General features: G+C 38.1%; 11 protein-coding genes and 1 pseudogene. 11 read left to right on the top strand and 1 reads right to left on the bottom strand.

The features are described 5' to 3' along the window. Positions 1-4: 4 nt before the first annotated feature. A complete protein-coding gene (locus BACINT_RS17320; protein WP_007665404.1) occupies positions 5-346 on the bottom strand; it encodes an ISAon1 family transposase N-terminal region protein in 342 nt (113 codons plus the stop codon). 213 nt (positions 347-559) lie between these two features. Between BACINT_RS17320 and BACINT_RS24790 the strand changes: the two are divergent. The 11 genes and pseudogenes from BACINT_RS24790 to BACINT_RS17265 all read left to right on the top strand — a co-directional run. Continuing rightward, positions 560-864, top strand: a pseudogene (locus BACINT_RS24790) (Arm DNA-binding domain-containing protein); the annotation flags it as partial. A 397-nt stretch (positions 865-1261) separates the two neighbouring features. After that, positions 1262-5221, top strand: a complete 3960-nt coding sequence (locus BACINT_RS17310; protein WP_007665395.1) for a hybrid sensor histidine kinase/response regulator transcription factor — start codon at positions 1262-1264, stop codon at positions 5219-5221. A gap of 82 nt (positions 5222-5303) precedes the next feature. Continuing rightward, the gene (locus BACINT_RS17305) at positions 5304-8453 is read left to right on the top strand and encodes a glycosyl hydrolase (RefSeq protein ID WP_021967435.1); all 3150 of its coding nucleotides are present in this window, start codon (positions 5304-5306) and stop codon (positions 8451-8453) included. 47 nt (positions 8454-8500) lie between these two features. Further along, positions 8501-9466, top strand: coding sequence for a hypothetical protein (locus tag BACINT_RS23385; protein WP_007665393.1), 966 nt, complete (start codon positions 8501-8503; stop codon positions 9464-9466). Between the two features lie 256 nt (positions 9467-9722). Then, positions 9723-12920, top strand: a complete 3198-nt coding sequence (locus BACINT_RS17295) for a SusC/RagA family TonB-linked outer membrane protein (protein ID WP_007665392.1) — start codon at positions 9723-9725, stop codon at positions 12918-12920. Positions 12921-12969: 49 nt separating this feature from the next. Next, on the top strand, positions 12970-14784 hold the full coding sequence (locus BACINT_RS17290; protein WP_232288777.1) for a RagB/SusD family nutrient uptake outer membrane protein: 1815 nt from the start codon (positions 12970-12972) through the stop codon (positions 14782-14784). 51 nt (positions 14785-14835) lie between these two features. Further along, positions 14836-17928: a SusC/RagA family TonB-linked outer membrane protein gene (locus BACINT_RS17285; protein WP_007665390.1), complete on the top strand. Its 3093-nt coding sequence runs from the start codon at positions 14836-14838 to the stop codon at positions 17926-17928. A 13-nt stretch (positions 17929-17941) separates the two neighbouring features. Next, positions 17942-19741, top strand: a complete 1800-nt coding sequence (locus BACINT_RS17280; RefSeq protein ID WP_007665387.1) for a RagB/SusD family nutrient uptake outer membrane protein — start codon at positions 17942-17944, stop codon at positions 19739-19741. Positions 19742-19777: 36 nt separating this feature from the next. After that, positions 19778-20866: a DUF4959 domain-containing protein gene (locus BACINT_RS17275; RefSeq protein ID WP_007665384.1), complete on the top strand. Its 1089-nt coding sequence runs from the start codon at positions 19778-19780 to the stop codon at positions 20864-20866. 15 nt (positions 20867-20881) lie between these two features. After that, entirely contained in the window at positions 20882-22717 is a 1836-nt protein-coding gene (locus tag BACINT_RS17270; protein WP_007665378.1) for a beta-L-arabinofuranosidase domain-containing protein, read from the top strand. A 10-nt stretch (positions 22718-22727) separates the two neighbouring features. After that, positions 22728-23609, top strand: coding sequence for an endonuclease/exonuclease/phosphatase family protein (locus BACINT_RS17265; RefSeq protein ID WP_007665375.1), 882 nt, complete (start codon positions 22728-22730; stop codon positions 23607-23609). Positions 23610-23611 lie beyond the last annotated feature (2 nt).

Here is a 23611-nt window from a genome sequence, read left to right as displayed (position 1 = left end):
ATTATCAATATAGTTCTTTTAAAAAAGACGCAAAGTCGTGCGTCAAACGAGTACCCTGAGCCACCATACGCCAGTTGCGGGAAATATACTCATTGCTGCTCTTCAAAATCCAACGACGAAGAAGAAGGTTCAAAAAGACTTTCTTGCCACGAAGAGGAAAGTCTTGAACAATGACAGGCTCATAAAAAAACTTGCCCTCTGTTTCTTGACCGGCATACTTCTCGGGAGTCTGATTCTTCTCCTCAAGGTAAATGACAACCTCATTCAAGCTTTCTTTCACATCAACAAGATCAAAGTAATCCAAAGTGCCTTCAGGAAGAAGAAGGCGATAACCATTTAGCTCCATAAGCAATTAATTTGGACACAAAGATAACAATTTATTAATTTACCTCTCAGGTTTATTCATTGATCCGCATTCTTTCGGTGTACTATTCGGTGTGCCTGATTGCCTTTAATATTAGGTATACCTATTTGATGTGTAATTAATTGTTTATCAGTATTTTTGTGCCTAGACTTGTTGCTCTTGGAAATTTAGTTTTGTGATTAAAAAACAAGTAAGATGGAAAGAACAACATTTTGTCTATTATTCTACATTCGTAGGACGAAATTGAATTGGAACGGTGAGGCTTCAATAATGATGAGAATTACAGTAAACGGAGTCCGTGGTGATGCTTCAATGAAAAAAATCTTCCGGAGTTCTGGAGTGCGGCAAAAGGAAAGGCTCTGGAAAAGAAGTGTGAGTACAAGGAACTGAATCTGTATCTTGACTCTATCCGTTTTACCAGCAGTGTCCTGAACTGTTTCCAGAGTAAGAATGCTCCCGTACACAGTGCTCTGTTTGAGTTTTTCCGTGAGCATAATGAATATTTGAAGAATTTTAAAAAGATTATTCGTATTGTGAAATACAAATAAATAAAAATGAGAAAACATGAACATTAAAAAAATGAAAGTGTGAAAAATTGAAAATTCAAATATGGCGATACAGCGGGAGATTTATTGTAGTAACAGGAATAATCCATAGCGCATACTCTGAATAGGACTGTTGTTGGGGAAATATTTCAGATATAAGATAATTTCATAATGATGATTTAATGATGGAGATATTGAAATTGGCATAAGATGATAAAGTACGGTGTCAAAAACTTACTAGAAATCATCTTCAATGACGAAATTTTCTGTAACTTTGTCTTTGCTTGACTTATGTTAAGATGGGATAATACTGCTTTTGTTAATTCAAGTTTGAAACTGTTGATCTAATATTATGAATTCAATTAAAATGAAGTTCCTGTCATTAATTCTTCTATGTGTATGGGGAATGGAGATAGATGCATACGATGTTACTGTTACAGAATTTCCATTGTTGAATCAGTTACCTACCAAACGTATTATGAATATTTTTCAAGATAGTGAAGGGTATATATGGTATGGTACTGAAGATGGACTATGTTGTGATGATGGTTATGCAATACATACTTATCGTTCAGATTTTCGTTCTCCTAATTTAATGAGTAGTAACCAAGTAACTTGTATTACAGAAGATAAGCATGGGCGTATTTGGTTCGGTACGGAAAGGGGAGCATATATTTTAGATAAGTGGACTCAACAGATTATCCCTATTGAAAGTGATTGTGTTAACAACGTACAGATAAAGACGCTGGATGCAACGAGTGATGGTTCAATATGGCTGAGTATATCCGGTACACTATTCCGTTATAATACGGATATTAAGATAGAGAAAAGCTATCCCATACAATGGAATAATGAACCATCACACATGAATAGTTTGTATGAAGATCGCGAACATCGTATTTGGATTACAATATGGGGAGGAGGAATTTGTAGGCTTAATGAAGATGCGGATCAGTTTATTTATTATCCTTGGCCTTACAAGGAGGGGGTAATGAGAATGATTCAGGATAAGGAACATGCTTATTTCTGGGTCGGTACTTGGAGAGGCGGCATTATCAAGTTTAATCCGTCGTGTAAAGAAGAGGAAATGTTTACTGTTCCTCAACAATGGAACTCTGGTGATGAGCGTGATTGTGCCATACTTTACATGGTTCAGGACGATGTAAAAGGTTATTTGTGGGCGACTACAGTGAATGGGTTACTAGTTTATAAATACGAAAATGATGCTCTGATCTCTGTTGAACAAGATTTAATGGGAGTCAAAAAAAATCAAATGTTGGATCAGTTGATTAAAGATCGTAGTGGAAATATTTGGGTAGCTGGATGTAATGTACCCAGTTTTATAGTATCATTCAGTAAGGGAATTGTTACACATACAGTTCAGCCTGTGCAGCAAAGTAGTAGACATATTGCTACATTTTTGGCTGTGTGTCATGACGATGAGCCTAATGTTTTTTGGTTGTTCCAGGAGCGACATCGTTTATATTTGTATAATCTACAAACGGAGCAGTTAGAATATAATATTCACTCTTCTTTGCAACTTACTAATAATAATTTAGGGGCTGTGTTTTTGATGAAGAAGTCTCGTCAACGAGGGTGTTGGGTGGCTTGTCATGATTCCGAACGGATTTATTTGATGCAGCAGGAGCATATGAAGATGTTTGTGGCGGATTATGTGGATTTGCCGGAATCCTCTACCCCGAAGTCCTTTTATGAGGATGAGGATCATGTCTTATGGATTGGGAGCGAAAAAGATTTATATTTGTATGATATGAAAAGCCGGACACTTAAAATCATGGTGAAAGGGATAGGGTTAGTTACTAACATTGAAAAAGGGGAGGGGAACTCAGTAATTTTGAGTGTGAGAAAAACGACTAATGAATCTGTTATTTACAAGTTTAAGAATGGTCGGGAAGTATGGAAATACGATTTTAAATATGATTGCACAGCAATAGCTACTATAGAAAATTCCTCAATTTGGCTGGGGACACGGCAAGGACAACTCTTTCATTTGGATAATGAAGGGCGGATAGAAGAAATGACGAATACTTGTGGATTGAATGGTGATGCCATAAACGGACTGCTTGTGGACAAATATAATCATCTTTGGATACAGACTAAGCAAAAATTAATAGAACTGGATGTAAATAGCCTTTCATTTGGTTCTTATTACGCTAATGAAAGTGCAGTTCGTCTATTTTATTTTTTTCCTCATTCATACTCCCAATTGCCTTCAGGTGATTTAATATTTGGTGGAACTGGTGGTTTTTGTCAGATTTCTCCTTCTCAGGAATTTGGAAAGAAAACTGGTACAGATATTCCTTGTATAACAAATGTTAAGGTTGATGGAAAAAATTATCCGTTACAGGATGGTAAAGTACTGGAGATTGATGCCGATAAACGTAATATAGAAATAAATTTTTCATCATTAAATCATCTGTATGCTCATAAAGTATCTTACGCTTATAGATTAAATGGAGAGGGGGATACTTGGACAAAACTTTCGCCAGGTAGGAATGTGGCTTATCTCAATCAGTTGAACAAAGGCAAATATTTGTTTGAAGTGAGATGTACTGATGCTGAAGGAGCTTGGAGCAAGTCTGTTGTTACTTTGCAGATTGTGCGATTGCCTGCTTTTTATGAAACTTGGTGGGCTAATATGCTCTATTTGCTGATACTTGGATTGAGCGCTTTTTTCTTTATTCATCGTTATCGCAACCGGTTGATGCAGAAGCAACACAAGAAAATGGAGGAGAAATTGGTGGATTTGAAATTTCGTTTCTTTACTAATATTAGTCATGAGTTACGTACTCCTTTGACATTAATTATTACACCGTTGGATGCTTTGCTGCGTAAAGTGACTGATGAAAAAATACATAAGCAATTGGTGTCTGTAAACCGTAATGCACAAGATTTATTAGGCTTGATTAATCAACTATTGGATTTCAGGAAATTGGAAATGGGAGGTGAAAAACTGATATTGGCGAAAGGGGATATTGTAGAATATCTTTCGTTTATTTATAACAATTTCCAATTAATGGCATCAGACAAGCATTTGGATTTCAGCTTTCATAGTGATTACACTAGTTGTTATATGTATTTTGATATAGAGAAACTACATAAGATAATAAATAACTTATTGTCTAATGCATTTAAGTTTACTCCTGAAGGAGGACACATCTCTTTGAGTATTCAAAAGCAAGAGGCAGACGGGAATAAATACGTTGTTATAAAAGTGGCAGATACAGGAATAGGAGTTTCTTCTCTCCAGTTACCTCATATTTTTGAAAGATTCTATCAAGTGGAAAATTCTGCGAAAGAAGGAAATGCAGGAAATGGTATAGGGTTGCATTTAGTGAAAGAATATACAGAATTGCACAATGGAAAGATTGAGGTGACAAGTGTGGAACAGCAAGGTACTAATTTCTCAGTTTTTATTCCTACGAATCTTGTGCCTAATGAAAATCTTCAGAAATTGCAAGAAAACGAGTCAGAGGATGAGATAATGGTTTTGAAGGGTGAAGCGCCTTTAGCTGAGAAGGCTCGTAAGAAAATATTGTTGGTTGAAGATAACAAAGAATTCCGTGAATTCCTTAGGGATGAGATGAATGAGAGGTTTGATATTATAGAGGCTGCGGATGGTGAAGAAGGAGAGCTGTTGGCAATGAAGGAAAATCCGGATATTATTATCAGTGATATTATGATGCCTAAACGGAATGGTTTTGAATTGTGCAAAGCTATTAAAAGTAATATTAATATGTCTAATATTCCTGTCATATTACTTACTGCTCGTATTAGCAAATCAGCAGAGATGACCGGATATGAAATGGGAGCCGATGCTTATATAGCTAAACCTTTTAGTTTGGCATTGTTGTTTAATAGGGTGGAGCATCTTTTGGCTTTACAATTGCAACGTCAGAAAGAATTTCAGCAGAACATAGAGGTAAATCCTCAAAAACTGACAATTACTCCTTTGGATGAAGACTTATTGAATCGTATATTGGCATGTATAGAAAAAAATCTAAGTAATTCCGAATATAGTATTGCCGATTTGAGTAAGGATGTAATGATGAGCCGTATGAATTTATATAGAAAGCTGCAGGCCATAACCGGACAATCACCCACGGACTTTGTAAAAACTATACGTTTGAAAAAAGCAGCTCAGTTGTTGCTTGAGAATCGCTATACGATTGTTGAGGTGGCTTATACTGTAGGGTTCAATACCCCCAGTTATTTCACCCGTGTCTTTAAGGAACAATTTGGCATTACTCCTACACAATATCTAGAGAAAAGTGGTCAGAATGTTACTTGAGTATTATTTGATGTTACTAGTGTGACATCTTTCTATACGAGCATCATCTACCTTTGTGCCTGAAATAAAAAAAATAACAGGCATGAAGTTAAAGAATCTGTTTGGACTATTGCTAATTTGGGCGGTAGTTTTTTTAAGGGCTGTTCCAGGTGAGGCCCAAGAGTGGTCTATGATAGAAAAGGGATTTAAACTAGTTCCCGATTCTGTACAGTTGGCGGTTTATTGGTATTGGATATCAGACAATCTTTCAGAGGAAGGAGTTGTGCATGATTTGCAGGCGATGCATGAAGTGGGTATTAACCGTGCTTATATCGGATTTATTGGAGTCGATGGAGTACCGGTAGGAAATGTAAAATTTCTTTCGGAGGAATGGTGGAAGGTACTTCATGTAGCATTAAAGAAAGCCGGTGAATTAGGAATACAGATAGGTATTTTTAATAGTCCAGGTTGGAGCCAATCAGGGGGACCTTGGGTAAAACCGGAAGAGGCGATGCGTAATCTGGTTTCTATGGAAATGGAGATATCGGGCCCTGGTAGAAAAGTTCTTGATTTGCCCAAACTCGGAAAAGATATGCAGGATGTGCGTGTAATAGCATATCCGGCATTTCGGAAAGAAGAATATCAGAAGAGTTGGGTATTGGATAAAAAGGAGAATGCCAGTCTTGCTGCTGACTTGAAGCTTGAGCAGAGGAGTATGATTAGGAGCATAAGTTTTGAAATAAATACTCCGGTTAAGACACATGGAACTCTTTACGTTAAAGAACAAAATTCCTATAAACTACTGAAAACTTTTGAGATAGACAGGAGTAATCCTGCCTTACATGTAGGGTTTGAACCCTATGCACCTATTGTATTGAGTCTTCCTGAAACAGAAGCTTCAGAATACCACATAAGCTTGGATAAAGAAGGAGAAGGGCAGATTACGATAATATTGTCCGAAAGGCCCATGGTAGAACGATTTGCCGAGAAATCTTTAAGTAAAATGTTTCAGGAACCATTACCAATGTGGGGTGAGTATATGTGGAGTACGCAGCCGGAATCAACATCGGATATTTGGACCTTGAATTCTCAGAATGTACTGGATATTACAGCTTGTCTGAATGGAGAAGGGAAACTTGTTTGGGATGTTCCTGAAGGAAAATGGATTATTTCGCGGATAGCAATGAAACCTACCGGAGTAACCAACAGCCCGGCCACATTGGAAGCTACGGGACTGGAAGTAGATAAAATGAGCCGAAAGCATATTTACAAACACTTGGATGCATTTATCGGTGAAATTTTGAAACGTATTCCACCAGATGACAGAAATACATTTAATATTATTGTGGAAGACAGTTATGAAACCGGTTCGCAGAATTGGACGGATGAATTTATTGAGTTGTTCACAAAACGTTATGGTTATTCACCGCTTCCTTATCTACCTGTAATGAAAGGAGTTGTTGTAGATAATAAAGATTGTTCAGACCGTTTCTTGTGGGATCTGCGCAGATTTGTAGCAGATTGTGTAGCTTATGATTATGTAGGTGGATTGCGGGACTGGGCTCACAGACATGGATTAACGACATGGCTTGAAAATTATGGTCATTGGGGATTCCCGGCAGAATTTCTGCAATATGGCGGACAGTCGGATGAGATATCAGGAGAATTCTGGAGTGAAGGTTCCTTGGGGGATATTGAAAACAGAGCGGCATCTTCGTGTGGCCATATTTATGGTAAACGGAAGATTTGGGCGGAATCGTGTACTAGTGGAGGACCGGTATTCAGTCGCTATCCTCAAATTATGAAACAACGAGTTGACCGTTTTTTTACTGAAGGGATTAATGCAACTTTGCTTCATCTTTATATACATCAGGCTTATGAAGACAAAGAACCGGGTTTAGCGGCATGGTTTGGGAATGAATTTAATCGAAAAAACACTTGGTTTTATCAAATGGATGTTTTTGCGGATTATTTGAAGAGGTGTAACTTTATGCTTCAACAAGGACGTTATGTCGCAGATGTGGCTTATTTCATAGGAGAAGATGTTCCGAAGATGACAGGAGTTTGCGATCCGCCCCTTCCTAAAGGTTACTCTTTTGATTATATAAATGCAGAGGTTTTAATGAAATATGCTACTGTCCGGGAGGGTAAATTAGTACTAGACAGTGGTATGGAATATCGTGTGTTAGTATTACCTAAACAAGAAACGATGCGACCAGAATTATTAGTTAAGCTGAAAGAAATGGTTATGGAAGGGTTAACTATTTTAGGACCTGCTCCAAGACGGTCACCAAGTATGGAAGGATACCCTGAAGCAGACAAAAAATTGGAAGAAATAGCTTTGCAGATGTGGAGACCTACAGAAAAAACGCAAGCCTATATGTTGGGGAAAGGAATTGTATATGAAGATGGGTGCAGCTTAGCAGAAATCTTTGAAAATATGCAACTTACTCCGGACTTTAAGGTCTCTGAAGCTGATTCATCATTGTTGTTCATCCATCGTACTTTGGAGGATGCGGATATTTATTTTCTGTCCAATTCTTCGGAAGAGAAAATTACAGTAGCTCCTATATTCAGGATCTATGATAAGCAGCCGGAGGCCTGGAATCCGCAAACTTCGGAAATTCGAGTTTTACCAGAATTCAGTCAAGTTGCGGAAGGGATAAAGGTTCCTCTTGTCTTGGAACCGCTAGAAAGCATATTTGTGATTTTTAAGGAAAAGCCTTGTTGCGAAGTAGGGAATAATTATCCGAAGAAAGTTTGTCTTCGGACATTAGAAGGTCCTTGGAATTTAGCATTCAATTCTGAAAAGCGTGGGCCTTCTGAGATTATAGTTTTAGATAAACTGGAAGATTGGAGTAAAAATGAGGATGAAAGAATCAAATATTATTCGGGAAGTGTGATGTATACTCATACTTTTGATTTGGAACGAATGCCGGCAGATGAAGTCTATATTGATTTAGGTAAAGTAATGGTAATGGCCCGTGTTTGGTTGAATGGAGAGTATGTTGGCGGTGTTTGGACATACCCTCACCGTTTGAATATAAAGAAATATTTGAGAAAAGGTGAGAATGAGCTTCAGATAGAGGTGGTAAATAATTGGAAGAACCGTCTTATAGGTGACTTTTCTCTACCAAAAGAAGATCGCAGAACTTGGACAAACCAGTCAATATGGACAGAAAATTCTCCTTTGCAGCCATCTGGATTATTGGGACCAGTAGAGATTCAGAGTTATAAATATAGATTAAAGTAGCCATTGTGTAAATAAGAGGTGCTAACAAATAAAAAATCAATAAAAATATGAAAAAAAATAAATTAATAATTGTTTGTCTATTAGTCTTTTGTCTACTTTCTTGCAGATGGACTCCAGGTAATAATACGAAAGAAAAAGAAGGGGCAGAACATGAAGAATTTGGATTGAGTAATGATGAAATATGTATTAAGCAGGATTTAATGAGAGGAGGAGCTATATATTATATTTCTCGGGCGACAGAAACGCGAAATTTGGTGAATATTCATGATGAAGGGCGTTATATTCAGCAGGCTTATTATGCAGGACGGGATTTAAATCGACAAAAGGATGGACAATCTCCGATGTGGTCACCTTGGCCTTGGAATCCTATTCAAGTTGGAGATTATGCGTGTAACAGAGCGCAAATATTAGACTATAAAAAGACTGGTAATAGTTTATACATCAAATGCGTTCCTATGCTGTGGGATATGGCCGATTGTCCTGCAGAAGCAGTAATGGAACAATGGACTACTTTGAAAGGGAATGTTATAAAGGTGAGAAACAAACTCGTATGTCAACGCACTGATTCTATTTATGGAGAGGGAGTGAAGAGGGATCAGGAGATTCCAGCCGTATATCTTATTTCTGCTTTAAAGAATTTGTATTCTTATTTTGGTAGTGCTCCGTTTACAAATGCATCTGTCAGACAAACCGAGGTGAAGCAATTGATATTAAATGATCCAGAACACTTCTGGGGAGCTTATGATGATGCCTCTGAATGCTGGATGGCTTTTGTGGATGATTCTTTGTGGGGGGTAGGTGTTTATACTCCTTCTGCTACCCGTTTTTTGGCTGGTAGGTATGGAAATGATTTAGAAGGAGATGCATTGAGCAGTGCAACTTCTTATATTGCTCCTTTACGCGTGGAAAGACTGAAGAAAAATTCGGTGATGGATTATGAATATTATCTTATTATCGGTTCTTTGGATATTATAAGAAAAAAAGTCTATGAAATAAGGGAAAATAAGTGGTAATATGAACAGAAATATGCTTGTAGTTACCTTATTGCTATATAATGTTACAAGAGTGAAACGATATTTTATATGCTAAGTCTACTTTTGTCGTGTCTTAAGACTTAGTATAAACTTAAATAAAATGTATTATGGAACACATGATTTTTTCTAAAGAAACTATGAATTTATTTGTGGATGTCGGAAGCATAATCAGATCATGACATCTTGAATTTCTCTCTCTAAAAAAAACTATAAAGAACGCACAAGTATTACTCTTATGGATAAAAAGAAAAATGTAAAATTTGTTAGGTATGGAAGCAGCTTTATTTTATTGATTGCTGCCCTCTCTCTGTTTTCCAACTATGGCTATGCAAACAATTCTACTTTAATAGAAAGGATTGATATGCTTCAGCAACAAAATTCGCCTTTGAAAGGACGTGTTGTTGATAAGGATGGAATTCCCTTGATCGGGGTTAATATTGTTGTTGATTCAGCCACTGGAACAATAACTGATGTAGACGGAAATTTTTCTGTGAACGTTTTGGCTCCTGTAGAATTGAAAGTCTCTTATATAGGATATATCACCCAAAATGTGATAGTGAAAAATACGGATAAAGAATTGCACATAGTGCTGATAGAAGATGCACAAACGTTAGAAGAAGTGGTGGTTGTCGGTTATGGTTCACAAAAGAAAGTGACTGTTACGGGGGCTGTAGCTTCAGTACAAACAGCTGAACTTACCCAAAATTCCGCTGCCAATCTTTCTACTGCTTTAGCAGGAAGGCTACCTGGTCTGACTGCTTTGCAGACATCCGGGCAACCTGGTGTAGATGATGTAGCTATTTATTTGCGTGGGGTGAGTACCACCAATGGTCAATCACCCTTAATTTTGATAGACGGGGTACCTCGCGAAGATATTGGTATGCTGGATCCTAATGAAATTCAGTCTGTATCTATCTTGAAAGATGCTTCTGCGACGGCTGTATTCGGAGTGCGTGGTGCTAATGGCGTGATAATGGTAACTACACGCCGTGGAGAAGCCGGAAAGTCACAGCTCAGTGTATCGGTCAATTATAGTTTGCAGAGGTTTATTACTACTCCTACACGTGTGCATTCTTGGGAATTTGCAGAGTTGCGTAATCAGGCTTTCTTGAACGATGGAACCAGTGCGGATAATCTTCCTTTTACAGATTATATGATAGACATGTATCGCAATGGAAAGGATCGCGTGTTTTATCCTGATCGTGATGTACAGAGCGAGTTCTTTCGTAAGTGGGCACCACAAACAAAAGTAAACATAAATCTAAGTGGTGGTAATGACAAACTAACCTATTTTCTGAATGCAGCTTATATGGGACAAGGAGGACAATTAAAAACTGAGTCTACGGAACGGTTGAGTTATGATCCTGCATTCAGCAATGACCGATATAATTTCCGTGCTAATGTAGATTATAAGATTGCCAAGAACTTGAAACTCTCTTTAAACTTGGCTTCTTATTTAGAAAAAGTGAATAGTCCGCAGACCAAAGACCTTTTTGGCAGTAATACCAGTACAACAAGTATGGTGGCACAGTCTATGTCATACATTTGGTCCATACCATCTACACAGCCTGGTTCATTAACAGCAGAAGGCTATACGTTAGAAGATGGCACACCGGTACCAGGTGGTGAGGTCATTGCGCAGCCGGGTACAGGTGGGCGTAATATTTATGGTGACTTGAATCGTCGTGGATACCGTCAGCAGACTAATTCTAATCTGAATTCATCTGTTACTTTGGATTGGGGGTTGGATTTCATTACGAAAGGTCTGAGTACCAAAATTATGGCTGCTTTTGATACTAAAAGTCGTACTATTCGTCAAGGAGTACGTTTGTATGATCAATACGATGTACACGTGGCCACCACTCCAGATGATAGATGTTACTATACCGAAATTCAGTCCAATCAGAACGATGCCCTTAATTTGTCCAAGACTGCAAGTACCAACTATTATCTGAATCTTCAATATTCAATTAATTATGAACGTGATTTTGGATTACATCGTGTGACTGGTATGGCATTGGTGCAGCGTGACAGTTGGCAACAATATGCTGCTGATCTACCTTACAATATGTTGGGAATTTCTGCACGTGCTACTTACGCCTATAATATGAAATATCTAATGGAAGTAAATCTGGGGTATAACGGTTCTGAACAGTTTGCCAAAAAGAAACGTTTCGGTTTCTTCCCTGCGTTCTCTGCCGGATGGGTCGTTAGTAATGAACGTTTTTTGGAAAAAAACAAGACTATTACTAATCTGAAATTACGTGCTTCTTATGGGAAAGTAGGTAATGACCAATTGGGAAGTAATCGTTTTCTTTATTTGGATGATATACAAATGGCGAGTGGCGTTATACCTTCTTTAGGACGTGGACAGTCTATTAGTATCAATAAAAAGGGAAATCCGGATGTAGGCTGGGAAATAGCTTATAAACAGAATTATGGGGTAGATATTCAATTGTTTAATGAGCTCTCTTTTTCTTTTGATTATTTTCGTGAAAGAAGAGAAGATATCTTGATTCAACGCAGTACGGTTCCGGAATTACAAGGATTACCGTTAAGTGCATTACCTAAAGTGAATATGGGAATGGTTCACAACAGTGGATTTGAATTGGAGGTAGGTTATAATAGGAAACTTAATAAAGATTTCTCATTTGGAGTAAAAGGAAATTTTTCTTATAATAAAAATAAAATTGACTACATTGATGAAACCTGTTTGCCAGAGGAATATGCTTATCCTTATCGTAAAACAGGATATAGTATAGGGCAGATTTTCGGTTATAAGATAGATTACTCTAACGGTAATGGATACATCAATACTGTAGAAGAATTGGAGTGGGCAAAGAAAACATATAAGATTGGTACTCCCCGTATGGGTGATCTTCTTTATAAAGATGTGAATGGTGACGGAGACATTGATCCGGAAGATATATCACCAATTAAATATAGTAATATTCCACGTATAACTTATGGCTTTTCAGGAAACTTGTCTTGGCGAAATTTAGACTTCTCCTTTCTTTTTTCAGGTGTGGCTAAAGTTTCTAAGTATTATTCAAATTTCGGTGTGACAGAGATCGGTTTGGTTGGATTTTATACAGGTTATCATCTGAATGCATGGACGGCAGAACGCTATAATAGTGGGAGAAAAATTGAGTATCCTGCACTGAGTGCTAATACAACTACCAGTATGACAGCAAATGATTTTTTTGTCATGGATCGTTCATTCTTGCGATTGAAAAATATAGAGTTGGGGTATACATTACCTAAGCTGCTCTTGGAAAAGATAAAAATTCAGAAATTGCGAATATATGTTAGTGGAAATAATTTACTGACCTTTAAAAAGATGAAACTTAATTCCATTGATCCGGAACAAAGCAGTGAGACTGCATATCCTGTGACTAAGATGGTGAGTTTTGGTGCCAATGTAACATTTTAAGTATAATGAAAAATAGAACAGTATGAAATTAAATGTAATTATATTGTCTTTGTTTACCACGATTGGATTGTTTTCTTCTTGTGTAGATGTGCTAGATATAGCTCCTGATGGTTCATTGACGATGGAAGAGATTGTGGCAGATCCGAATAAAGTGGGAGCTTTGCTGAACTCTTGTTATAATAATGTTCCACTAAAAGGATATACCAGTCATCACTTTGAAACGTTGCTCGTTGCTGCTAGTGATGATGGATGGAGTTCTGATGATGGGCAGAATACTCGAATAGCCAAAATATATAACGGAGTAGGAAATGCAAGTTCTCATCCGGTACGTGATATGAGTGGCGAATCGTCAAGTAATAATGGGGCTTATTGGGCTAAATCATGGAATCAAATATACTTATGCAATCAATTCTTGGAAATTATTGATAATGCAGCTGTTAATAGTGAACAAGAACGCGAACGTTATAGAGCAGAAGCACGTGTGTTGCGCGCTTTCTTCTATTCAGAACTAGTTCGTTGGTTTGGAAAGATTCCGGTATTGGAAACTACTGCTGCTTTTGATGCAGACTTTTCTGGCTTAAAACGTTTACCCGTTCATGAGGTAGTTGAATTTATCATAAAGGATTGTGATGCAGGCATTGCTTGCGCTGAGTTGCCGTGGAGAGTAACTACCAAATCTGAAGCAATGCGCACTACTAAAGCTTTGGCTTGGGCTATTAAATCGCGTATGAGTCTGGTAGCGGCAAGTCCTCTTTTCAATGAAGGAAATGATTATTGGGAAGAAGCATACCAAATAAATGCAGCAGCTTTAAAGGCGTTGACAGAGAATGGTTATGAACTTTTTACGACATGTACTGATATCAATACATATGGTGATGGAAAAGGAGCGGCATTCAGACAAATCGTAGCTTCTGCTGCCGATTATGCTGTTACACCACGTGATAAAGAAACCATTTGGCAGCATGCTAAAACTGGAACTATGGGATCTATACAGCATCATATCTGGCACATTGGTTATATTGGCTGTGGCATGGATAATACGTTTAAATGTGCAACGTGCCCCACACAGGAACTAGTCGATGCATTTGAAACACTAGATGGACAACCAGTATTGAATTTGAATAAACCTTATTTGGATGAACGACATTTACAACCTAATTATAATATCAACAATACATTATATGATCCTAATAATCCATATGTGAATCGTGATCCGCGTTTACACGAAACAGCTTTGTGTAATGGTGATCAGATTGTTTGGGATAATGGAAAAATATGGAACGTGGATATTTATGAAGGTGGTAGGCATCATATAAGCTTAGACCCAAGTGATCGTACTCGTTCACGTACAGGATATTATCATTGTAAAACGGTGGTTCCTAAAATGAGTGCCACTAATCAGGGAAGTTTGATACCATGGAAGTTTTTCCGTTTAGCTGAAATTTACCTGAATTTAGCCGAAGCTGCGGCTGAGAGTGGACATATGGCTGAAGCAAAAGCTGCGGCTGATGTTGTGCGTGATAGAGTAGGAATGCCAGCTTTACCGGTAGGTTTGAATAAAGATGAACTATTGCTTCGTATAAAGAACGAGCGTCGTGTAGAATTAGCTTGGGAAGAAATACGTTATTTTGATTTGCGTCGGTGGCAGAAAACAGATGGAGATTTACGTGAGACTTGTACATGGCTCACCGGTATGAAGATCACCCCAAAAGAGGATGGAACATTTGCTTATGAGCGTTACAATATTTGGACCAAAGAGCGCGGAGGTGCTCAGAATAGAGATTTGCTACTGCCACTTCCCCAAGATGAGGTAAATCGTATGGAAGCAGTGACCGGAGATAAATGGCAAAATCCCGGATGGTAATATAATAAGGAAAAGTATAATAACCTTGAAAAGTATTAAATAATGATTTGCATGAAAAATAAAATTGCAATATGGCTGGCTTGCGGATATTTAGGTCTTTGTATTCCTCAACTTGCAGCACACGAGATAATTGTACCGGTACAATTAAAAGGAGTTGTATTGGATGAGACAGGTAATCCTTTACCTGGAGTACAGATAAAATCAGAAAAAGACGGGGATGAATTCTTAACAGATCAAAATGGTGCTTATAATATTGAACTTAAAGATGGAAGTAAATATCTCACAGTTTCGTATGTAGGGTTTGTAAATAGAAAGATTTCCGTAGAAAGAGCTGCTCGTGAAAAAAATATAGTTTTACAAGGGAGTTCTGAAATTTTGGATGAAAAAATAGATTTAGGATATCTTACTGTTTCCCGGCGTGCATTGACTGGTGCAGTGTCCACCGTTAGTGGAGAAGTATTGGACAAATCTCCCGAATCGAACTTGGGAAAAACTTTTGCTGGACGATTCTCCGGGATGATTACTATGGAAAAAGATGCTGAGTTGGGACAGGGTACCAAGAGTTCTACCTCTAATGCTATTACTTTGTTGGTACGGGGGCTTTCTACCATTAACGGAGTTAAGCCGTTGATTCTTATAGATGGTGTAATTAGTCCTAATGTGAACTATGTTTATATTACACCGGATGAAATAGAATCTGTTACTGTTTTGAAAGATGCTTCCACTACTGCGATTTATGGAATACAAGGTGCTAATGGAGTGATTTCTATTAAGACTAAGCGAGGCCTGGTAGGAAAAGCAAAAGTTAATGTGAGTTTTGACCAATCATTACAGCAGACTACACGTAAACCTCTTTTTGTGAATGCAGCCAACTATACCCGGATGAGAAATGAGGCTGGAGTAAACGATGGACTTGGTTCGTATTCACAGTTTACGAAAGAACAGATGGAGCATTATGAACGAGGGGACAATGTTGCATATCCTGATAATAATTGGTATGATCAATTCATACGACCTGTAACGTGGATGACTAGAGCTGGAGTAAGTGTGCGAGGAGGAAACGAACGGGTATGCTACTACTCTAACATAAACTATATGCATCAATCATTGCCTTTCAAGACTGCTGATGAAGCGACTACTAAGTATGACCCGACTCCCAAGAATGACCGCTTTAATTTCCGATCTAATATAGATGTGAAGATTAATGATTATTTGAGTGGTTTTATGCGTTTGAGTGGTAATATTAACTTAAATAAAACTACTGGTTATGCGAATGCAGATATTTATAATCATATTTTTAATCTCCCGCCAACGATGTATGGTCCTTTAACGCCTAGTATTGATGCTGATGGTAATCTTCTGGAGAATGGTGGTCAGGTTGTTACTCATGATAGTGAAAAGACACCGGTTTACGGAATGTTGAACAGATCGGGATATATAAAGAATCTTGTAACAAATATTAATGCTCAGGCAGGACTGACAGCCGATTTAGGAATGTTAGTGAAAGGTCTTAGTGTGACAGGACTGATGGCATATCAGACTAATTCAGCCAATCAGACAAAAACTACACAGGATTTTGAACGTTATGTGATGAATGGTGATCCGACTGACTTGAATTTTATATTGAAAGGTACCAATACAAATTCGGCTTTGCAATATGCTAAAAATTCTACATCCTACTATAATTTGAATCTTTATGCTAATGCCAATTATAATCATATGTTTGGTGCACATAGTATTTCTGCTTTGGCTTATATTTTTTATCAGCAACTGGAGACCGAAAGTTTACAAGGTGCACAGATGCTGCCTTATAAACGCAGAAGTATAGGTGGAAGTGCTACTTACGGGTATAAAGAACGTTATTTTGTGAAAGCGGATTTGGGCTATTCCGGTTCCGAGCAGTTTCATCCGAATCATCGCTACATGGTTACTCCGTCCATTTCTGTTTCATGGATTGTATCGGATGAAAAATTTTTGAAACATTTGCGATGGCTAGACCTTTTGAAACTGCGTATTTCTTATGGAGTGACAGCTAATGACCAATTGGGAAATGCACGAATGCTCTATGAAGATTATATGGACGTAAAAGGTAATGAAGGTTTGAAAGGAAATCCTTTGCTTTCAGCCGAGAAGATGAAAAAACAAAACTATGGTTTTGATTTAGGGTTTTTCAAGGGGCTTACTGTATCTTTTGACTGGTATAAATCCATTTGTGACAATATGCTTGTCAGCAGTGGGGAATTAGTACCCGAATATCAAGGTATTGCTTTGGAGAATTACCCAAAACTGAACAAAGGGCGTATGGAAAATCAAGGATTTGAACTTTCTGCCATGTATAGTAAGTTGTTAAACAAGCACTGGTCATTCTATCTGGGAGGAGCTTTCAGTTATAACAAAAATAAAGTGATTGACGTAATGGAAGCCGAAAACGTAGGCTATACTTATCCTTATAAGACACAAGGTTATAGTCGTGGACAATATTGGGGATATATTATAGATTATAGTAACGGTAATGGTATGTTTAACTTTAGGGACGAGTTGGAAAAAAGTGGCTTGAGCTATGCTTTTGGAACCCCTCGTGTGGGCGATTTTATTTATAAAGACTTGAACGGAGATAAAGTAATTGATGAAAAGGATAAAGCTCCTGTTGGATATAGTAAATATCCTCGTCAATATTACAACCTTTCCGGTGGATTGAGGTTTAAAAACTGGGAATTAAACTTTATGTTCCAGGGAGCAGGTAAAGTTACTACTGTCATTGAAGGAGTAGGAGCTTACGAATCGGCCTATCAGGGTGTTTTTAATGATATACATTTGAATGCCTGGACTGAAGAACGCTGGAACAATGGAGAAACAATAACTTATCCTGCACTTTCATTAAAGGAATCCACGAATCATCAGCCTAATAGCTTCTTTATTATGGATGCCTCTTATTTACGGCTAAAGAATGCTGAAATTGCTTATACTTTACCTGTGCATATCTCACAGAAAGTAATGGCACAGAGAATCCGTATTTCTCTTTCCGGACAGAACCTTTTTACAATTGACAATATGCGTTCCAAGTATATTGATCCGGAAATTGCAAATTTGGGAACCTTTCAGCAATACAGAGTTTTTAATTTTGGAGTAAATCTTACTTTTTAATCAGCTATAGAATATGAAAAAAATAGCGAAATTATTTACGGCGATTGCTGTAGTATTTACAGCTTTTTCGTGTGCCGACCTTGATATTGACAATGACGGACGTGTGGCTATGCAAGACATTTTCGGACGTTATGAGCGAACAGTCAGCTACTATAGTAACTGTATTAACTATATGCCCAAAGTTTCTTTGGATTATGGGACAAGTGTGATGCCTTTTTTAGCATCTTTTTGTGATGAAGCTCATGATGCTTCCGACGCACAAAGTGGCATTGTTTCCGATTGGTATAAAGGATATACCACTCCGGAGTATAACCCTATGACTTCTTATTGTATGGATCCATGGAGTCATTATTTTGAGGGAATACGCCGGTGCAATACATTCTTGATCAATATTAATGATCCTAAAGTAGCTACCTATCACTTTGATGTTGTAGAGAAAAATGGATGGATTGCTCAGGTGCGTGTAGCACGTGCTTTTTATTATTTACAACTTGTTAAGCTCTACGGTGGAGTACCTTTGATGGATACACCTTATGAAGTAACCCATGATTTTTCATCTGATAGGCGTGCCACATTTGAGGAATGTGCTGATTTTATCATCTCAGAATGTGAGGAGGCTCTGAAAACTGCAGAGTCTGAGGGATCTACTGTCGGTTTTCGTTGGCAGATAGATGATGGACAACGTGGGCAATTGACACGTGCCGTAGCTTATGCTATAGAGTCAGAGACTGCTCTTTATGCCGCAAGTCCTTTATTTAATGGTGGAGGAAATAGTTCATATACATGGGAGAAGGCAGCACAGATAACTAAAAATGCACTTGATCAATGTTTATCCCATGGCTTGGAACTTTATTCCATTGTGCCTGATCCGACATTGGCACAAAATGTTTATGAAAATTATTTCATTACCCGTTCTGATCCTAGTCGTTCTATGGATAAAGAGACTATTTTGGAATCTACCAAGCGGCTTGCTATTTGGAAATATGCCGGTACTCCTATGCAAGAAGGTATGGAATTGGCAGGCTCTTGTCCCTCACAAGAATTGGTGGACTGTTACGAGATGATAGATGGTACACAGCCTATCTTGGGTTATCAGGATGCTGAACATTTGCGTCCTATTCTTAATACGGCATCTTCTTATGATCCAGAGTATCCGTATGAAAATAGGGACCCACGTTTTTATGCTTCCATTTACTATAATGGTGCTACTCGCTATTTGGATAATACAGCCAAGAAAGTGGAAACTTACGTAGGTGGTAATTGTGGCATTTCTGAAAAAGTAACTGATGTACGTTACACTCGTACAGGATATTATCTGCGGAAATACAATAATTATAAATCAAATACTTCTACTAGTGCCGATGGTTTTGTACGTATTTTCCGTTTGGCCGAACTTTATTTAAATTTTGCTGAAGCGGCTTACCAGAGTGCTGGTCTTGACGTTGAGGTTTCAGGTATGACAGCTCGGGAAGCGGTGAATAAAGTGAGAGAACGTGTAGGTATGCCTGCTTTGCCAGAGGGATTGACTAAAGATCAGTTTGAAATACGCTACCGTAACGAGCGCCGTGTAGAGCTGGCTTTTGAGGGACATCGTTATTTTGATGTACGTCGTTGGAAGATACTTTCTGAGACAGATGGTTTTGTTACTGGTATGAAAATTACACGTTCTGGCAATGGCTTTTCTTATGAACGCATTAAGTTACCTTCTCGAAGTACGAGTGCTGAGAAATATCTGCTTTATCCTATTAAACAGTCTGAAGTTTCTAAAATGCAGAAATTTACCGGTGAAAACTGGCAGAATCCAAATTGGTAAAAACTTATTGTATAATTTAAAAATGAAATATTTTGTATGAAAAAACATATATTGTTTCTGATATTCATATCTTTTGGGGTATGGGGATGTGATGATGCTCATGAGAATCTTATTTCTTTAGAACCTATCCGCAATGCCCAGTGCGAGCCTTTTGTTGCTTCTGTCATTTTTAGTTGGGACAAACCGGAAAATGATAATTATTACTATACGTTAGTATCTTACCAAACCAAAGAAGGCAAGGTGCTGAAAAAGAAAATAAGTAAGTTTAGTACTGCTCCTGAGGACCCCAAGAGAGTGAGAGCTATTGTTGGAGGTTTTACTGACATTGATGAATATGAGTTTACACTGGTTGCTTGTGGGTATGATGGTACTGTTTCAGAACCGATAACTGTGAAGGGAATACCCAAAGATAAGAGTGAAGCGAAGGATTATGTAATTAGTACTGTGAATGTGGAGCCCATTAGTGAAGGTGCTACTGTTAGTTGGACTAATGAGACGAATGTAGGGGTGGAATTGGTGTTGAATTATATTGATAAAACTCATAAAGAACAGGAAGTCAGATTTGATGCAACGGAAACAAAATCGGAAAACATTACCAATTTGGCTATTGAGAAACCCGTTGACATTACGATTTATGCTGTAAATAAGGAGGATGGTAACCAATCTGCTTCTCAAACAGTGACAATTACTCCATTACTAACGCAGGAAGATCAAGTTATACCGGGTGCTGAATATATACTTTCTTCTTATTATGGAACTCTCAATATGATGACATTGACTTATAATACTCCGATGAAGAACGAGTATACAATAATGACGTCAGGCAATGATCCTTATGTCTATACAAAACTGGCACAGCAACCGAGAGGTACTACGCTCGTATTTCGTTATAAATCTACTAAGAAGATGAGTTTTCAGATTTTCTTTATGCCCCGTGGACAAGCACCCGGACCTTATCAGCAAGTAGTAACGGTACCTGCCGCTAAAGAATGGACTACATTTTCTTATGATTATTCGGCTATAATTAAAAAGGCCGGTTGGGGCAATGCGGGAGATCATTTGAGACTAGATTTCGGAAGTGTTGCCAATGTGCAAATGGAAGTGAGAAATATGATTTTTAAATAATGATATGTTTTTTATATGAAGAAACTGATAATATTGTTTTTTTTATTCACTTCGTCACTTTATGCTCAGACAAAGTTGAAGATGGAGAGTGTGCAGATTGGAGGATATGTAGGGGGGCGCATAGAGGATTGTATAAGGACTCGTGTACAGTTGCAGGATGTTGATCATTTGACTGCTCCTTTTCGGACGAAAAATGATACGGCATCGTGGCAGACGGAATTTTGGGGTAAGTGGGTGCAAGGAGCGATTGCTTCCTATCGTTATAATCATAGTGTGGCGCTATATGCCAAGATTAAAAAGAGTGTGGATGACATAATAAGTACTCAACAACCAGATGGATATATAGGAAATTATCGCCTGGATGCCCAACTTAAAAGTTGGGACATTTGGGGACGGAAATATACTACATTGGGATTGCTTTCTTGGTATGAAATTTCAGGAGAAAAACAAGCGCTGAATGCAGCATGCAGAGTTATAGACCATTTGATGACCCAAGTTGGAGAAGGTGGAACGAATATTGTAACCACAGGCAATTACTATGGAATGGCAAGCAGTTCCATTCTCGAGCCGGTAATGTATTTATATAAGTATACCGGCGACTATAAATATTTGCAGTTTGCTAAATATATCGTTGCTCAATGGGAAACACCTGAAGGACCACAGCTTATAACGAAAGCAATTAACGGAGTACCTGTTGCAGCTCGTTTTCCACATCCTTTCGACTGGTTCTCGCCTGAAAATGGACAAAAGGCTTATGAAATGATGTCCTGTTATATTGGTTTGCTTGAACTTTACAAGGTGACGCACAATGCCGCATATTTGGATGCTGTGCAGAAAACGGTGAATGATATAGCAAATACTGAAATTAACGTAGCCGGTTCGGGGAGTGCTTTTGAATCTTGGTATAGCGGACGAAAATATCAAACTTCCCCTACGTATCATACGATGGAAACCTGTGTTACGTTTACTTGGATACAATTGTGTGACAAATTGCTGGCGCTGACCGGAAATCCTTTTTATGCGGACCAGATTGAGAAAAGCCTTTATAATGCATTAATGGCTGCCCTGAAGGATGATGCTTCTCAAATTGCAAAGTACAGTCCCATGGAAGGGCATCGTTGCGAAGGAGAAGAACAGTGTGGTATGCATATTAATTGTTGTAATGCCAATGGTCCGAGAGCTTTTGCACTGATACCCGATTTTGCAGTAAAAAAAATGGGAAATGAAGTTTATGTAAACTATTATGGAGACATGTCCGCTTCTTTGGAAAATGGACATAATAAGGTTCTTGTCAAACAACATACTACATATCCTGTGTCAAATGTGATAGATATTACGATAGATGTTACAAAGGAGAATGTTTTTGGTTTACACTTGCGTGTACCGGTTTGGAGTGCACAGACCGTAATTACTTTGAACGGAGAAGAATTGAAAGATATTTGTCCCGGAACTTATCATGCTATTACTCGCAAATGGAAGAAAGGAGATCATATTCAAATTATTCTGGATATGCCTGCCAGGTTATTGGAACAAAATCAGATGCAAGCTATAGTCAGGGGGCCGATTGTGTTGGCACGTGACAGTCGATTCAATGACGGTTTTGTGGATGAGACTTTAGTTGTTGACAGTGAAGACGGCATTGTGAAGGCGGAGGTGGATTCGGTTCCTGGCTTTGCATGGATGCGTTTGAAGGTGCCGGTAACCGTCGGTACAGATTTGGAAGGAGTTGGCATGTACCGCAACATTTCTTTTTGCGATTTTGCATCAGCAGGCAACACTTGGGATAAGCAAGTGAGGTATCGTGTGTGGATTCCTCGAACTTTGGATGTGAAAAAAGGACACTTAAAATAGAATATATATTATGAAACAAATAAGATTACCGAAGTTTTTATTATTATTTTTATTTTGGGGTATTTCCCTTTCGGTAAGTGGGCAAGAGACCAAAATTACGTCTTATAATATTTGGGACGGTTTTGATAAAGACTCCTTACGATATGAAAGATTTGTGGAGTGGGCTAAGGAAAATGAGGCTGATATCTTGGTGCTTACAGAATTAGTGGGATTTAAAGCTCATGATTTGGAGATTTTAGGAAATCTATGTGGTTATATGCATACAGCTTTACAGAAAGAGGATGGGTATCCGTTGGGGGTTATGTCTAAAACACCTATTGAAGTAGTATGCAGGCGTATGGAAGGATTCTGGCATGGAATGTTGCATGTACGTACAGCAGGGATTGATGTGATAGCCACTCATCTGAGTCCTTTCGACTGGAAATTTCGTCAAAAGGAGGCTAAAATGATTATTAGCTATGTGGATAGCTTGAAACTGGAAGATTATTTTGTGGCAGGAGATTTCAATGCAATATCTCCATTGGATGCTGACGAGATAATAACTCATAAAACATGGATTAGAAATATTAAACGGGGGGATGCTTCTCGACCAGCTTATAATAATTTGAATGATGGAAAATTCGACTTGTCTGTTATTTCATCATTTTTGGCTGCTGGAATGGATGATCCGATTGGACGTTTGGTACGTCCGGCTGAAAAACGGATGACACATCCTTCTGCTTTCCGTTATCGTTGGAAAGTGGAAGATGAGCGACTACCAGATTTGCGTTCGCGTTTGGACTATATTTTGGTTTCTCCCTCATTGATGCATCGGTGTATATTGGGGGTAGTCGAACGTTTGGAAGGAATTTCCGACCATTATCCAGTTAGTATTGTATTGACAAATAAATAGTT

The sequence above is a fragment of the Bacteroides intestinalis DSM 17393 genome (genome assembly GCF_000172175.1).
GTDB classification, from domain to species: Bacteria; Bacteroidota; Bacteroidia; order Bacteroidales; family Bacteroidaceae; genus Bacteroides; species Bacteroides intestinalis.
This window is presented reverse-complemented; position numbering and strand designations above follow the sequence as displayed.